The sequence below is a fragment of the Flavobacterium sp. N1736 genome (assembly GCF_025947065.1).
Taxonomy (GTDB): domain Bacteria; phylum Bacteroidota; class Bacteroidia; order Flavobacteriales; family Flavobacteriaceae; genus Flavobacterium.
The window spans coordinates 1377453-1391466 of the sequence record NZ_CP109994.1 but is presented as its reverse complement, the minus strand read 5'-3'; the positions used below and the strand labels follow the sequence as shown (position 1 = coordinate 1391466).

General features: G+C 33.5%; 18 protein-coding genes and 1 pseudogene. 6 read left to right on the top strand and 13 right to left on the bottom strand.

Annotated features, from left to right (window positions below):
• Positions 1-8 precede the first annotated feature (8 nt).
• Positions 9-422, top strand: a complete 414-nt coding sequence (locus OLM54_RS06040; RefSeq protein ID WP_264537695.1) for a hypothetical protein — start codon at positions 9-11, stop codon at positions 420-422.
• Positions 423-513: 91 nt separating this feature from the next.
• Here the strand turns inward: OLM54_RS06040 and OLM54_RS06035 are convergent, their stop codons facing one another.
• A complete protein-coding gene (locus tag OLM54_RS06035; RefSeq protein ID WP_264537694.1) occupies positions 514-1284 on the bottom strand; it encodes an SDR family oxidoreductase in 771 nt (256 codons plus the stop codon).
• 25 nt (positions 1285-1309) lie between these two features.
• Entirely contained in the window at positions 1310-2065 is a 756-nt protein-coding gene (locus OLM54_RS06030) for an SDR family NAD(P)-dependent oxidoreductase (RefSeq protein WP_264537693.1), read from the bottom strand.
• Between the two features lie 107 nt (positions 2066-2172).
• On the opposite strand from OLM54_RS06030, the gene OLM54_RS06025 reads away from it, so the two are divergent.
• From OLM54_RS06025 to OLM54_RS06015, 3 genes and pseudogenes are all read left to right on the top strand, one after another.
• The gene (locus tag OLM54_RS06025) at positions 2173-2526 is read left to right on the top strand and encodes a winged helix-turn-helix transcriptional regulator (RefSeq protein ID WP_264537692.1); all 354 of its coding nucleotides are present in this window, start codon (positions 2173-2175) and stop codon (positions 2524-2526) included.
• Between the two features lie 187 nt (positions 2527-2713).
• A pseudogene (locus OLM54_RS06020) lies at positions 2714-4237 on the top strand (catalase).
• Between the two features lie 3 nt (positions 4238-4240).
• A complete protein-coding gene (locus OLM54_RS06015) occupies positions 4241-4750 on the top strand; it encodes an ankyrin repeat domain-containing protein (protein WP_264537691.1) in 510 nt (169 codons plus the stop codon).
• Between the two features lie 71 nt (positions 4751-4821).
• On the opposite strand, the gene OLM54_RS06010 is transcribed toward OLM54_RS06015, so the two are convergent.
• Positions 4822-5559 (bottom strand): SDR family NAD(P)-dependent oxidoreductase, encoded by a 738-nt coding sequence (locus tag OLM54_RS06010; protein WP_264537690.1) that lies wholly within the window; start codon positions 5557-5559, stop codon positions 4822-4824.
• Between the two features lie 78 nt (positions 5560-5637).
• Entirely contained in the window at positions 5638-6207 is a 570-nt protein-coding gene (locus tag OLM54_RS06005) for a Crp/Fnr family transcriptional regulator (protein ID WP_264537689.1), read from the bottom strand.
• A gap of 265 nt (positions 6208-6472) precedes the next feature.
• Between OLM54_RS06005 and OLM54_RS06000 the strand changes: the two genes are divergently transcribed.
• A complete protein-coding gene (locus OLM54_RS06000) occupies positions 6473-6838 on the top strand; it encodes a PepSY-like domain-containing protein (RefSeq protein ID WP_264537688.1) in 366 nt (121 codons plus the stop codon).
• A 127-nt stretch (positions 6839-6965) separates the two neighbouring features.
• On the opposite strand, the gene OLM54_RS05995 is transcribed toward OLM54_RS06000, so the two are convergent.
• From OLM54_RS05995 to OLM54_RS05965, 7 genes are all read right to left on the bottom strand, one after another.
• Entirely contained in the window at positions 6966-7523 is a 558-nt protein-coding gene (locus tag OLM54_RS05995; protein ID WP_264537687.1) for a DUF4256 domain-containing protein, read from the bottom strand.
• A gap of 185 nt (positions 7524-7708) precedes the next feature.
• A complete protein-coding gene (locus OLM54_RS05990; RefSeq protein ID WP_264537686.1) occupies positions 7709-8041 on the bottom strand; it encodes a DNA alkylation repair protein in 333 nt (110 codons plus the stop codon).
• Positions 7981-8379 carry a DNA alkylation repair protein gene (locus OLM54_RS05985; RefSeq protein WP_264537685.1) on the bottom strand — a complete coding sequence of 133 codons (399 nt, stop codon included), beginning with the start codon at positions 8377-8379 and terminating at the stop codon, positions 7981-7983. The genes OLM54_RS05990 and OLM54_RS05985 overlap by 61 nt, the downstream gene beginning before the upstream one ends.
• A gap of 244 nt (positions 8380-8623) precedes the next feature.
• Positions 8624-9007, bottom strand: coding sequence for a DoxX family protein (locus OLM54_RS05980; protein ID WP_264537684.1), 384 nt, complete (start codon positions 9005-9007; stop codon positions 8624-8626).
• Positions 9008-9230: 223 nt separating this feature from the next.
• Positions 9231-9698: an SRPBCC domain-containing protein gene (locus OLM54_RS05975; RefSeq protein WP_264537683.1), complete on the bottom strand. Its 468-nt coding sequence runs from the start codon at positions 9696-9698 to the stop codon at positions 9231-9233.
• Between the two features lie 2 nt (positions 9699-9700).
• A complete protein-coding gene (locus OLM54_RS05970; RefSeq protein WP_264537682.1) occupies positions 9701-10024 on the bottom strand; it encodes an ArsR/SmtB family transcription factor in 324 nt (107 codons plus the stop codon).
• 125 nt (positions 10025-10149) lie between these two features.
• Positions 10150-10875: a helix-turn-helix transcriptional regulator gene (locus tag OLM54_RS05965; RefSeq protein ID WP_264537681.1), complete on the bottom strand. Its 726-nt coding sequence runs from the start codon at positions 10873-10875 to the stop codon at positions 10150-10152.
• 29 nt (positions 10876-10904) lie between these two features.
• On the opposite strand from OLM54_RS05965, the gene OLM54_RS05960 reads away from it, so the two are divergent.
• Entirely contained in the window at positions 10905-11156 is a 252-nt protein-coding gene (locus OLM54_RS05960; protein ID WP_264537680.1) for a hypothetical protein, read from the top strand.
• Between the two features lie 148 nt (positions 11157-11304).
• On the opposite strand, the gene OLM54_RS05955 is transcribed toward OLM54_RS05960, so the two are convergent.
• Positions 11305-13104, bottom strand: a complete 1800-nt coding sequence (locus tag OLM54_RS05955; protein WP_264537679.1) for a S41 family peptidase — start codon at positions 13102-13104, stop codon at positions 11305-11307.
• Between the two features lie 89 nt (positions 13105-13193).
• Positions 13194-14003: a hypothetical protein gene (locus OLM54_RS05950; protein WP_264537678.1), complete on the bottom strand. Its 810-nt coding sequence runs from the start codon at positions 14001-14003 to the stop codon at positions 13194-13196.
• Between the last annotated feature and the right edge of the window lie 11 nt (positions 14004-14014).

The following is a 14014-nucleotide window of genomic DNA, read 5'->3' as shown; positions in this document are numbered from 1 at the left end:
TGAAAAATATGAAAAATACAATTAAGATCATAGTAGTACTGATTCTTTTAATCAGCACCGGCTGTAAGGCACAGCAGATGGTTCAGATACCAGCAGATGCATATAAATTAAAAACAAATGAACAAAAGTTCATCAATAGACCTTTAAAAGATTTATTGAAAGAAATAAAGCCTGAAATTAAATTTGTGATGGGAACAGTTGATTATCCGCCTTATTTCTCTTTCCGCTTCTTGAGCAGAGAAGAACTCAAGAAAAAGCCGGCTGACGGAACTACTATAGGATTATTTATATACGTAAAAGAACCTTTAGACTGGAACTTCGATAAAAGACCCAAAGGAAAAGAATATGAATGGTCTAAGGAAGATGTCGAAAAATATGGCAATCTTACTGTAACACGAATTAAAGTTACCGGGAAGGAGTAATCCAATTATGACTTAATTATAATCCTCAATCAATAAATTCGATTGAGGATTTTTTAAATGTATTAAGTAATTCTTTTTGAATTTATAAAAATTATTTCATCAAACTAATATTCGTAAGACCACCATCTGACAGAATTTCGGTACCAACTATAAAAGCCGACTCATCTGACGCTAAAAATACAGCAGCGTTTCCAATATCAGACGGAAGTCCTTGTCTGCCAACTGGCGTAATATCTATCCAAAGTTGTTTTACCTGCTCTACATGTTCCTCTGGCACAAGTTTATCAAAAGCAGGCGTATTAATCGAACCCGGAGAAAGTGTATTTACACGTATTTTTCTTGAAAGTAAATCCAGCGACAAACCTTTAGCCAGTGATATAATAGCCGCTTTTGCTGCTGAATAAATAGCCATTCCCGGAACCGCACGATGCGCAGCACTCGAACCGATAAGTATAATTGAAGCTCCGTCGTTTAAATACGGAAGCGCTTTTTGTACCGTGAAATAAGCACTTTTCAGGTTCAAATCCATATATTTATCATAACCTTCTTCTGTAGTGTCGTTTATACTGCTCATTGGAATGCCGTCTACAACACCACCGGCATTTACTACCAAAGCATCAATTTTTCCAAATTTATCAAATGTTTTTTTGAAGATATTTTCTAAATCATTCCCATTTGTAACATCGCCCGTAATACCTATAAAACCTGTACCTAACGCGTCTACAGCAGTATTTAATGTTGCTTGATTTCTTCCTGTAACAGTTCCAACAGCGCCTTCGTTTTTAAATGCTTCTGCAATACCAAAACCAATACCGCTATTTCCTCCAGTAACTACAGTTACTTTGTTTTTTAATTTGCTCATTTTTTAAATTTTAAATTATGAATATTTATATCCCGTAAATTCCTCCTGAAACAGAAATTTTTTCCCCCGTAATCCAACCCGCATCATCAGAAGCAAGAAAAACAGCAACTTTTGCAATATCATCAGGCTGACCCGTACGACCAAGTGGAGTAGTGGCAACAAATTTTGCTTCGGCATCGCTGCCAATAAAACCTGCACTGCGAGAACCTTCTGTTTCTACAACGCCCGGTAAAATCGAGTTGATACGAATGTTTCTTCCGCTGAATTCCTTAGATAAAGAAATTGTAATAGCATCTAAAGCTGCTTTGGTTGCAGAATATACAGATCCTGTTGCAAGCGGTGTTTTACCAGCTTCAGAACTAATATTGATAATGTTACCGCCATTATTACCAAATAATTTTAAAGAAGCCTGAATCGCAAGTAATGATCCTAAAACATTGATGTTAAACTGATCATGAAAAGAAACTGCAGAAAATTCTTCAATTGGCGCATACTGATAAATTCCGGCATTATTTACCAAAATATCCAATGTTCCAAAAGCCTTTTTGGTTTCTTCAAACAATCTTGTCACATCAGATTCTTTTGATACATCACCCTGAACCGCAATTGCCGTTCCTCCATTATCTGTTATTGTTTTTACTACTTTATCAGCACCTTCTTTGCTTGAAGCATAATTTACGACAACTTTTGCGCCTTCAGCAGCAAAATATTCAGCAATAGAAGCACCAATTCCTTTTGAAGCGCCTGTAACTATTGCTACTTTGTTTTTTAATTTATTCATTTTTATATTTTCTTAATGTTTAACGATGCAAATTTATAGCAGATTAATTTATTTTAGTAACTTTGTAACTAAAAGTAACAGTAACCTCGAAGTAACAAAGTAACATTATGGAATGTAAACCACTTGAAAAAGAACTACACAAAAAGGAGATGATGGCAGTCCAGGACTCCATGGACGTGCTAAGCGGCAAATGGAAAATCTCGATTATTTCGTCTGTTTGTTATTATAACAAAAGAAGATTCTCAGACATTTTGAATGATGTTGTGGGAATTTCAAACAAAATGCTGAGTAAGGAATTGAAAGAACTAGAAGTAAATCAATTGATAAAAAGAACAGTTCTCGATACGCAGCCCATCACGGTTCAATATGAACTTACAGATCACGGCAAAACGCTTCAAACTATAATTAATAACCTGACAGATTGGGGAATGGAACACAGAAAAAAAATTATTGGTAGTTAAAATTACCTCAGTTAAATTTAATTTTTTTGATTTATTATATCCGATCTATATCATAATCAAGTTCTTACCTTTTTATTTAATTAAAAGCAGAATTTTCTTATAATACAATAAGCAATAACGATTGTATTGATAGGAAAACCTTAATAACCAAAGCTATTTTTGAGGATTAACTTTTAATTTAAATACTATGATCAAAAGAGTAGCATTTTTAGCAGGATTAATGATGGCAGCAACATCTTCTTTTGCGCAGGCACTTACTACAAACACAGGTTCTGTTGTTGGTGACAATCAAAATTCGAAAACAATTGGCAATAACGGACAAGTTTTGCTTGAAGATATTCATCTTATCGAAAAATTAGCCGCTTTCGACAGAGAACGTATTCCGGAAAGAGTCGTTCACCCGCGTGGCGCCGGAGCTTACGGAGAATTTGTTGCTGCAGCAGATTTTTCAGATGTAACAAAAGCAGGTTTCTTAGCATAGGCAGGAAAAAAAACACCTCTTTTCGTACGATTTTCAACCGTTGTACATCCAAAAGGATCACCGGAAACCTATCGTGATCCGCGTGGTTTTGCAGTGAAATTTTATACAGAACAGGGAAATTATGATTTAGTAGGAAACAATCTTCCGGTTTTCTTTATTCGTGATGCTATAAAATTCCCGGACATGGTTCATGCTTTTAAACCATCGCCGGTAACAAACGGAGCATCAGATCCAAAACGTGTATTTGACTTTTTTGCCAATATTCCGGAATCTACACACATGCTGACATGGTTATTTTCAGACTTTGGAATACCTGCAAACTATAGAGAAATGAACGGTTCAGGAGTTCATGCTTTTAAATGGATAAATGATAAAGAAGAAGTAACGTATGTAAAATATACCTGGAAATCACAACAAGGCGAACGCAATCTTTCGCAAGATGAAGCCAACAAAATTCAGAGTACACAAATAGAACATGCTTCACTGGATTTGTACAATTCTATTAATGACGGTAAATTTCCAAAATGGGATTTATATGTTCAAATGTTGAAAAAAGAAGATTTCAAGGCATTATATTATAATGCTGTAGATCCAACCAAAACATGGTCTGAAAGCGTTGCAAAACCAGTACTTGTGGGTACAATGACATTAAACCGTAATGCCGAAAACTTTTTTCAGGAAGTAGAACAAGCCGCTTTTTCACCCGGAACTCTTGTTCCCGGTATTGAACCAAGTGAAGATAAATTACTGCAAGGGCGTTTATTCTCTTATCCTGATACACAGCGTTATCGTTTAGGCGGAAACTTTTTACAGCTTCCGGTAAATGCTCCAAAAAACACCGTAACATCTTATAATCAGGATGGTTTTATGAGTATTAAAAAACAAAGCGGAGAAGTAAATTATCAGCCATCATCTTCGAAACCAAAAGTTGTTGATTCTCCTAAATTTAAATATGTAAAAGCAGAATTTCCAGAAGTAGAAACCAGACAAGCTAGAATTTCGAAGCCAAGTGATTTTGTACAAGCAGGACAATTATATCGTTCTTTTAGCAAAAAAGACAAAGATGCTTTAATTAGCAATTTATCAGGCGCATTGAAACAAGTAAAAGATCAGAAAGTGGTAGCAAAAATGGTTTCGTATTTCTACGAAGCAGATTCTGAATACGGTTCACGTCTTGCAAAAGAACTGAAATTAAGCCGTGAAGATGTTACAAAATTATTAAAAAGCTAGAGTATGAAACTATTTATCTTTTCTTGTTTGCTGGTATTTTCAGGGAATGTTTTTGCGCAGGATCCGGTTTCGGCTGCACGCAATAATAATATCTCAGAACTCGCCGGTTTTAAAAACGCCGGAGTAGATTTAAACAAAGCCGATTCCCGAGGTTTTACACCACTTATAATTGCTGTTTATAACAATAATCCCGAAGCTGTTCAGTTTTTATTGAATGCAAATGTAGATATTAATACAGGAGATTCTGCCGGAAACACTGCCTTAATGGGAGCCGCTTTTAAAGGATATACAAACCTTGCCGCTCTTTTAATAAAGAAAGGAACAGATGTAAACCAAGTAAATGCAAACAATGCAACGGCACTTATTTTTGCTGCCACATTTGGTCATACCGAAATAATACAACTGTTGCTTGACGCTAAAGCGGATACAAAAATTACAGATCGTTTTGGAAAAACAGCTTTGAATCATGCCCAATTACAAGAAAATGAAACTATTGAAAAACTGTTAAAGTAACTAAATAGTTCAGAAATCAAAAAGGGATATCTCAATGAGATATCCCTTTTGTTTTTAAAATTATAATCTTCCTACCAAGGACTTACCTCAGTTTCATCTTCAATATCATTACTGAAAAATTTTCCTGTAGGTCCGTTTTCGTCCGTTAAAGTATGTTTGATTACAAAAGCTGCTGCACTTTCAACAGTTCCAGGACCAGAATGATGATTAAAATCTGTTGCGGTATAACCCGGATCGATTGCGTTTACTTTAAATCCTAAATCCTTTAATTCAAAAGACAAAGTAATGGTATAAGCGTTTAAAGCAGCTTTTGAAGTGACATAACTTGTCGCTTTAAAATTGTAATATTTCCAGTTAGGATCGCTGTGCAGCGTTAAAGACCCAAGTCCCGAAGTGATATTGCTTATTATTGGACTATCTGATTTTTTAAGTAATTCTATAAATGCCTGCGTTACACTGATTACACCAAAAAAGTTAGTATCAAAAACATTCTGAATGTCTTTTACAGCCGTATTTAAAGCACTTTGAGGAAGTTCACCGCTAATTCCGGCATTATTTATCAAAATATCTAATTTTCCCTGCTCGTTTTCAATTGTGTTTTTTGCAGCCAAAATCGAGTCCGGTTTGGTAACATCTATTTCAATGGCTTTGATATTTTCATATCCGTTTTCATTTAATTCTTTAACAACGGCTTTGCCTTTTTCAAGATCACGCGTACCTAAATATACAAATAATCCCTTTTTAGAAAGTTGTTTGGTTGTTTCCAATCCAATACTTCTGTTTGCTCCGGTAATTAAAACTATTTTCATTTTTCTTATTTTTAAATTAATACCGCAAATTTCTTTCGTTTTAAAATAGAATCATTTGCCAAATGACAAAAAGCAACTTTAGCGGATATTTTTTCTAATTCGGCTTAAAGATGATTGTGTAATTCCTAAATACGAAGCCACATACGAAAGTGGAACACGATTCACAATATTCGGATAAATCTCTAAAAACATCAAATATCGGGTAGTGGCATCTTCTGAAACTAACGGGCTTCGCCTTTCTACTTTTTGACGCAATGCTTTCGAAATAAGCTTATGTACAATAGCATCCCAGCCAATAATGGTGTCTGAAAGTTCCCTCCAGTTCTTTCTCGAAAAAATAAGAATTTTACAATCTGTTGTAGCCTGAACATAAGCAGTTGAAGGAGTTTCAGTTTCAAAACTCTCCAAATCAACCACCAGATTATTTTCGTCGATGAAATATTTAGTAATTTCTTCGCCTTTATTATTGTAATAACAAACCCGAACAATTCCTTCTAAAACAAAACCAACCTGATTTGAAATTTTTCCTGCTTCAGAAAAATAGTCGTCTTTTTGAAGCTCTAGTTCAGTTGCTTTTTTTGAGATTAGCTCAATTTGGTGTTCGTTTAAACTGCCAAATTGTAGTATGTAGTCTATAAATTCTTTCATAGCTGCAAGTTAATCAAAGTTATTTTTACAGAATTTGTCATTTGGCAAAAAAAAGTATTTACATTTTTTCCTGCAAGGTTTTCAAAACCTTGTAGGTATGATTTCAGCATCAACAATTGTTACTACATAAATGAAAACACCAAAAAGGTTTTGAAAACCTTGCAGGAGCGGAGGTTCAATAAAACTAAAATTTTCTTAAAGCAATTTGAATGTTTTTTAACTTATTGTAAATTAGTAATTAAAATAAATTTTAATACGTAAAATCATGAAAATAAGAGTTTTATCAGCCGCATTATTATTAGGATTTGTAATATCGGCAAACGCCCAAAAGAAAATAGAAGTCTCTGAATTGCCACAACCGGCACAGGAATTTTTGAAAAAATATTTTAGCAATACAAGTGTAGACGTTGCTAAAAAAGATGCCGAACATGGCGAAAAAGGCTACGAAGTAAAATTAAAAGACGGAACCGAAGTCGAATTTTGGAAAGACGGTTCATATCGCGAAGTTGACGGCGGTGATAAACCAATTCCAACCACTTTTATTCCACAATCGGTAAAAGATTATGTGGCAAAAAATCATCCAAACGAAAAATTACGCATATTGACTACGGACACAAAGATCTGGATGTAGATTTAACGAATAAAATTGATTTAGAATTTACCAAAGAAGGGAAAATTCTAAAAGATAAAAAAGACAACGATTAAATAAAAACTCCATTATTTTTAATGGAGTTTTTATTGTTATAGCTTCAAATAACTTAAACTCGCAATGAACCGCGAAATCCTCTGGCCGCATAATAAGAATCTGCACCATTGTGATACACAAAAACGGTATTATACCTGAAATCTGAAAATATTGCACCGCCAAGTTTTCTAATTTCTGCGGGCGTTGCAATCCAGCTTGATGTTTTGGCATCAAATTTCCCCAGTTTTTGAAGTTCTTTGTATTCTTCTTCTGTTAAAATTTCAATTCCCATATTGGCAGCCATATTTATGGCGCTGTCATTTGGTTTGTGCTCTTTTCGTTTTTCGAGCGCTTCATGGTCGTAACAGATACTTCTGCGTCCTTTTGGGCTTTCTGTCGAACAATCGTAAAAAATATATTCGTCGGTTTTGTTGTCGTAACCTACAACATCGGGTTCACCTTCAGTTCTTTCCATTTCATCAAGCGACCAAAGTTTTTGCGGATTTGCTTCTAGTTTTGCCTGAATTTTGTCCCAATCTAAACCTTTGTGACGGTTCATATTATCTTCAAAACGTTTTCTAAGTACTTTAAGTAATGCTTCAGATGCTTCTGCTGCTAACGTATTTTTCATATTTTAATTATTTGATTGTGAATTAAAAAAAGTTTCAGGGTTAAAGTTCAGGTTTCATGTTTCAGGTTTCATGTTTCAAGTTTACAAATGTAAAAAAAACGTTTTTTCCAAAATTTTCGAGACCATTCAGCGTGACAACTTGAAACTTGAAACGTGAAACTCATAACTTTAAACCTGAAACAATTTTATTTCTGTCTTCTTACCATTTCATTTATCCAAATTGGAGCAAAAGGCGAGGTACAGCCTTTAGAAACGGGATAATCTTTGTAAATGCCTAATTTTTCACCAATGCGAAGTGCGCGTTCACGATACTCAGGATGATTAATTCCGATATTTGCCAGCGTATTATTCATTGTCCATTGCACTTCAGGAGCTGCTTTTGACATTTCAGCTTCGATTCGATCCAAAAGTGCAGGGAAGTCCAGAATATCAGGATTTCTAACTACGGCGCCGCTTGTTAAGCTCCAGCCGGCACGAGCCTGCATAATATCAGATGATTGCATCCATTCTTTGCGCAAACTTTCATGATCAGGAAATACTTTGATAACATTTGTATACAGCCAGTCTGCAACGTGCGGAAATTTTCAGATTTTACCAGTCTGTTTATTTCGTCGTGAGATAGTTTTTTAGGATCAATAATTAAAATAGCTAAAAATCTGGCATCGACATTTTCTGTGTTCCAAAGTTCCAGTGCGAGTTCATGATTGGTTTTTATTTTCTTTGCCAAGGCCCGAATATCACCCATTTTAACGCCAAACTGATTATCTCCGGCGCCAAATTTTTTATTATGAATTATCATTTTTTCGTTGCTCAAACTTTTTAGCTGTGCGAGTATTTCTTTTGAATTTAAGTTCATGTTGAAAAAAGTTTCAAGTTTCAAGTTTCAGGTTTCAAGTTTCAGGTTTCAGGTTTCAGGTTTCAGGTTTCAGGTTTCAGGTTGCGCTTCGACTTCGTTCAGCGTGACAAGGTTAGATCTTTTTGTAAATATTAAAATTAAGAAAAATATTTCACGCAGATTCAGCAGATTTTAGCAGATAAAATTTAGATAATCTGTGTGCATCTGCTTAAATTTTTTTAAAATCTGCGTGAAAGTCTGAAAACTAAGAACTGAAACTGGAAACTTTTCTCTCAGCAGGTCTAAAATACCAAGAAACTATTGTTAAAACAAGTAATAATGTTGGTCCAAAAAGCGCTATAGCTTCATCTCCGCAAGCCAAATGAGAAAAAATAGCTCCGGTCATGGCAAAAAAGAAACCGGCATAAGTCCATTCTTTTAATAACGGAAATTTAGGTATTAGAATTGCGATAACACCCAAAATTTTCCAAATACCAAGAATCGTCAAAAAATAAAGCGGATATCCCAAATGCTTCATCATATCAGCTTCTTCCTTTAATTTTATTACCTGTACAATTCCCGTTGATGTCATTCCTAATGCAAGCCAAAGTGTTGCAATCCAATAAATAATTTTATTTCTTTTTGTCATGATTTATAATTTTAAATTGTTTGTATATGATTTTTTAAATATTTCGGGAATATAGTTTACAAATGTAAAAAACGCGCTTTGACTTGGCTCAGCGTAACAACCTGAAAACTGTGAATTGTAAACTGTGAATTGTAAACTGTAAACTGTAAACTGAGACTGTAAACTGAGACTGTAAACTGAGACTGTAAACTGAGACTGTAAACTGTAAACCGAGACTGAAAGTCTAAACTAACTTCCTCACCACATCCTGCAATCTGTTATGCGCCATATTTAATCCTTGAGCAAATGGTAATTTCAACATTTGATCTCGTAATTCTATACTTTTGTAAACAATTTGCATAGTTAGTTTACTTGTTTCGTCGGTAAGTTTTTCAAATTCCAGAAATTCAAGCTGAACTGCAAAAGGAGAATTTTCCATTTCAAAAGTTCTGATGATTCTTTCATTCAAACTAAATTCATGAATAGTTCCGTTTGCCTTAAAAGCCACGTTTCCGTTGGCATCAGAAGTTTCAAATTGATAACCGCCATGTTTTTTATTCTCAAGTTTAAGCACTTTTGTTCCCATCCATTGCGCTACAATTTCAGGATCTTCATACGCTTTAAAAAGTAATTCTAAAGGCAAATCGAATTCTCTCGTAATTACTAATTCCTGTTTACCTTCCTGAGCGTCAATTTTTGTTTTTTGTTCCATAATTACTTTTTTGGTTGATAGTTTTTCATAATTGTTTCAAGTTTGTTAAAACGATCATCCCACATTTTGCGAAATGGTTCGATAAACTGGTCTATTTCTTTCATTTTTTGAGGGTTTAAATGATAATAGATTTCCCTGCCTGTTTGCGTTTGGCTCAGTAATTCGCATTCAGTTAATATCTGAATGTGTTTTGATATCGTTTGTCTCGACGAATCAAAGTTCTCTGCAATAGCGCCGGGCGTCATAGCTTGTATGGCGACCAAACTTAATATTGCTCTTCGTGTAGGATCAGCAATTGCCTGAAATACGTCTCTTCTAATTTCCATTGCGCAGTTATTTGACTGCAAATATAATGCAGTTATCTGACTGCACAAAATATTTTTATAAAAATATTTAAAAATACAGTTTAATGTTTTTTTTGTAAGTTGTTGAAAACTTTCGCTTTAAGCCATTAATACATTGAATTTATTCGGATGCTGGCTTTAATTAATGCCAGACCTTTAATAGCATTAATGTGGATGTCTTTAGATTGGTGATGTTTGTTTTCTGAAGAAAGCGTTATAAAATCATCGCCTTTCTCTGATTTATAAATCCATTTTAGCAACACAAATTCATCTTCACCATCATTTATTAAGGATACAAGATACATTTCACCCCAATAAATATTCTCGATTGTAGTGGCAACTTTTTTGTATAATACAATATCTCCCGATTTTAAAAGGGGATACATGCTATCGCTGCTGACATAAATGGCACCATCACATTTTGGCAAATTGGGAATTGTTATTTGACCAATTGAATTTTCGGTGTTTTCGTCCTTAAATAATATTTCGGCAGATGTTAATGCTTTTATATCATAGAGTGGAACGAGCTGTTTATTTGTTTCGTTTGGTTTCGATTTAAGAAATTCTGCACGCTCATCATTTAAAACATTTATATCCGAATTTTGTAAGTAAGGATTCGTTTTAAGCATGGTTTCTTTTCCTGTAAGAAGCCAAACAGGATTAAGATCTAGACAATTGTCTATTATCTTGTTTAGAATCTCTTCTCCAAGATTTCCTCTTCGTTTTAATTGCGTGCCTAAGTAGCCGTTAGAGAGTCCTGAGACTATTTCAAATGGCGCTGGCTTAATACCTTTATTGTCAAGGTATTGGTAAAATCTTTCAATGGCTTTCATAAAAATATAGGAAATAGTTTACTTTTTAATTGCTTAATCAAACTATTGTTTATACATTTGTTCTTACAACAGGAACAAACGAAGCAATGGACAAAGAAACGAAAAAGAAGAATACTTACAACAAAGAAATCCTGAATCGTATCAAAGAAAAGTACGGATTATCGAAAAGATTTATTACAATGAGTCTTTCGGGTGACCGAAATAGTGAAATAACAGAAAAAATAAGAAAGGATTACAAAAAAATGGAAATTGCAATTCTGGCACTTTTGCGAACATTATAAAAATCAATCCTTTGAAAATTAAGGATTTAAACGTAACAGCTTAATTAGATTTAAGAGTCTTAGGTAATTTAAGCTGCTAATTGAATGAGTAGGTTTTAAGTAAGTTTTTTCCTCATTCCAAAACCTCCAAAATCATTTATTTTGGAGGTTATTTTGTTTTATTCAAAATTAATTTTTTCACATAGTTCATTTCCGGATCATTGCCTTTTAGATAATCTTCAATTGTGGGCTGTACAGAATAATCAGGAATTATGCCGTGACCAAAGGGAATTTCATAGTTTTTATCGGCAATAACAAATTTACATAACGGAATTCTGCCTGTAATTTTTGAGTTTGGAAGTGTGAATTTTAAAAAGCTTCCGCTTGAATTTCCGTAATAACCACCGCCGGTTTCTTCGCCAATAAAGGCTGCGTTTGTATAGTTTTTTGCCAATGCCGCAAATTCAGATCCGCCTGAAAATGTTAATCCGCTGATTAATATGTAAATATCTCCTTTAAAATTATTCGGATTTGGTTTTTCTCCCACATAATGACCTTCTTGATTTAAAAATCTACCATCATTTGTACGGTAAAAATCCTCTTTTAGTTCTTTAACCAAACCATCTTTCTGGTCTTTATAATCGGTATAATCGATAAATGAGTAGGTGAACCCCGGAATTTCTACATACTTATACTTGGCATATTCCTGATTGATCAAATAAGATAGTAAATGATCTTCCATACCTTGTTCACCGCCTTCATTTTTTCGAATATCAATAATTAAATGTTTTATTTTTTGTTCTGAAATAGTTTTGAAATTTTGAGCCAGAAAATCCTGAAATCCTTTTCTTTTATCTTTAAAATTATTCAGATTAAACGTGTTTACCGTTAATGTCGCTGTACTTGTTTTTTCATCAATCGAAAATGTTGCCGATTCTTTAAAATCATAATTCGGGATTGTTTCTATAATACTGTTATACAGTTTATTAAAGTCTTTGTAATTATATGTTGCAAGAGCATTCAAAACTATTTTCTGATTGTCGACAGGATTAATTAATTCGATGTTAAACACTTTATTTACATCATAATAACGCGTATAATATCTTGAAAAAGCTTTTTCAATCCATCGATATTTGCTTGTAATATTAAAGCCGTCAGCAGGTTCAATACTTAAAAACTTGTTTACAATTTCGTCGATATTTTCTCCGTTTATTTTAGAAATCTGAAAACCTTTTGTTTTATTATTTTCTATGTCATTGAGCAGATATACTTTTTTATCTATTATTTTGACACAAAAGGGCAGGTAAGTACCGCTTTGTTTAAAATACGTAGCAATTTCATCTGAAAGCTTGATATTGCAATGTCCTTCTTTTGTAAAAGCAACAACGGGCGCCAGGATTCTGTAAAAATCCAAAGCATTCATTTTATCTTTTATTTTACTTTTTTGAATATTACAAATGCTGTCAAATTGCGTTCTGGTATTGTACCAAAGCCCAATATGGGTTTCGTAATATGCGTTTTGCAGTATATCAAAATCCTGAATAAGTGCTTTATAGCTTAGTTTTTTAAGGGTTTTTGAAATTTCTTCAAATACAATCGAATATTTTCCTTCCTGCGCATTTGAATCTTCATTTAATGGTTTTACAGAAATCGAAAATACATCTGAATTCTCTGGTGAGAAAACTATTTTTTCAGGACCAAACATTCCATTTGGCGAATCTACTTCCTGAATTGTTTTTCCGGCTTTATCTTTTAAAGCAACTACCAAATCAATGCCTTGCTGTGTTGCAATAATCGAATAGTAAGTATCTTTTTTCAGATTGAAATTGAAGCTTTGTTCTTCGTTTTTCTTGATAATCAAATCATTTACGGGATGATTTAATTTTAAAACAGCGGCTTTATTTTGCGCAGATAATACCGCATTAAAGCCCGAAAATATAACAATCAATAAAAGTGTTTTTTTTATCATATTAAAATTAATTACATGAAAATGCTGTTGTTATAAACGCTAAAACAAACTATATTAATATGTTGCGTCTAATTTTTAACGCAATAAATTTAAAAAAAATCTAAAACCGTATAACTTCCGTCATAATATTTGGCAAGCAATTCTTTAAGGTAATATCGATGCTGAACTCCGGTTAATACAACAATTCTTTTTCCTGGATAATTATTGGCTTGTTTGATAATATTTATTGCCATCGAATTATTTCTTAAATCCCAGAAGTTGCACCATAATTGGTATCCTTCACTAAGTGAAATTTTTTCGCCATTTGGTTTTACAACAAATTTATTTTTAAAATAGTCATTATTAGCCGTAATTTTTGGCAATTCTTTATGCTGTATATATTGCCTGTTTTTATTGATGCTGTCAAAAACTTTCGAATTCATGTCTTTAAATTCTCTGGTTGTATAGGCTCTAAGCTGGATATTTGCGTCGGCATATTTTTTATAAATCGCACTTTCCTGAGCGTTTAATTTATTATTTTGATACAAACTGTCTAAAGCTTTTATCGTTAAATTATCCGTAGGAACCATGCCATTCTTTTTTCTGTAATCATTTCTTCCTTCAAACTCAAACGGCAGGTTTAATGTATTGGGATATTTTTTAAGATATAAAATTGTAGCGGTTTGTTCGTTTGAATTTGGTCTGATTTCATCAAAATATTCCTTTATTTGCTGGCTGTCGTTTTCCTGCAAAAGAATATCAGGTTTAATGGTGTTCAAAATTTCAAATAATTTGTCAGGATCCAGAATTTTTGATTTATCGTGAACAACTCCAATCACATAAATTTCGGTTTTTTTAGTTTGTGCAAAAGTGATAGTATTAAGGCAAAGGCAAATAAATACGGTTAAGATTTTTTTCATTTTGATTGTAG

Bases quoted from the DNA above. Each gene is read 5' to 3' on its own strand.
- OLM54_RS06025 (WP_264537692.1), top strand. From the start codon at position 2,173: ATGGAATGTAAACCACTTGAAAAAGAACTACACAAAAAGGAGATGATG.
- OLM54_RS06030 (WP_264537693.1), bottom strand. From the start codon at position 2,065: ATGAATAAATTAAAAAACAAAGTAGCAATAGTTACAGGCGCTTCAAAA.
- OLM54_RS06015 (WP_264537691.1), top strand. From the start codon at position 4,241: ATGAAACTATTTATCTTTTCTTGTTTGCTGGTATTTTCAGGGAATGTT.
- OLM54_RS06000 (WP_264537688.1), top strand. From the start codon at position 6,473: ATGAAAATAAGAGTTTTATCAGCCGCATTATTATTAGGATTTGTAATA.
- OLM54_RS05950 (WP_264537678.1), bottom strand. From the start codon at position 14,003: ATGAAAAAAATCTTAACCGTATTTATTTGCCTTTGCCTTAATACTATC.
- OLM54_RS05970 (WP_264537682.1), bottom strand. From the start codon at position 10,024: ATGGAAATTAGAAGAGACGTATTTCAGGCAATTGCTGATCCTACACGA.
- OLM54_RS05995 (WP_264537687.1), bottom strand. From the start codon at position 7,523: ATGAAAAATACGTTAGCAGCAGAAGCATCTGAAGCATTACTTAAAGTA.
- OLM54_RS05980 (WP_264537684.1), bottom strand. From the start codon at position 9,007: ATGACAAAAAGAAATAAAATTATTTATTGGATTGCAACACTTTGGCTT.
- OLM54_RS05975 (WP_264537683.1), bottom strand. From the start codon at position 9,698: ATGGAACAAAAAACAAAAATTGACGCTCAGGAAGGTAAACAGGAATTA.
- OLM54_RS06010 (WP_264537690.1), bottom strand. From the start codon at position 5,559: ATGAAAATAGTTTTAATTACCGGAGCAAACAGAAGTATTGGATTGGAA.
- OLM54_RS05955 (WP_264537679.1), bottom strand. From the start codon at position 13,104: ATGATAAAAAAAACACTTTTATTGATTGTTATATTTTCGGGCTTTAAT.
- OLM54_RS05965 (WP_264537681.1), bottom strand. From the start codon at position 10,875: ATGAAAGCCATTGAAAGATTTTACCAATACCTTGACAATAAAGGTATT.
- OLM54_RS06005 (WP_264537689.1), bottom strand. From the start codon at position 6,207: ATGAAAGAATTTATAGACTACATACTACAATTTGGCAGTTTAAACGAA.
- OLM54_RS05985 (WP_264537685.1), bottom strand. From the start codon at position 8,379: ATGAACTTAAATTCAAAAGAAATACTCGCACAGCTAAAAAGTTTGAGC.
- OLM54_RS06035 (WP_264537694.1), bottom strand. From the start codon at position 1,284: ATGAGCAAATTAAAAAACAAAGTAACTGTAGTTACTGGAGGAAATAGC.
- OLM54_RS06040 (WP_264537695.1), top strand. From the start codon at position 9: ATGAAAAATACAATTAAGATCATAGTAGTACTGATTCTTTTAATCAGC.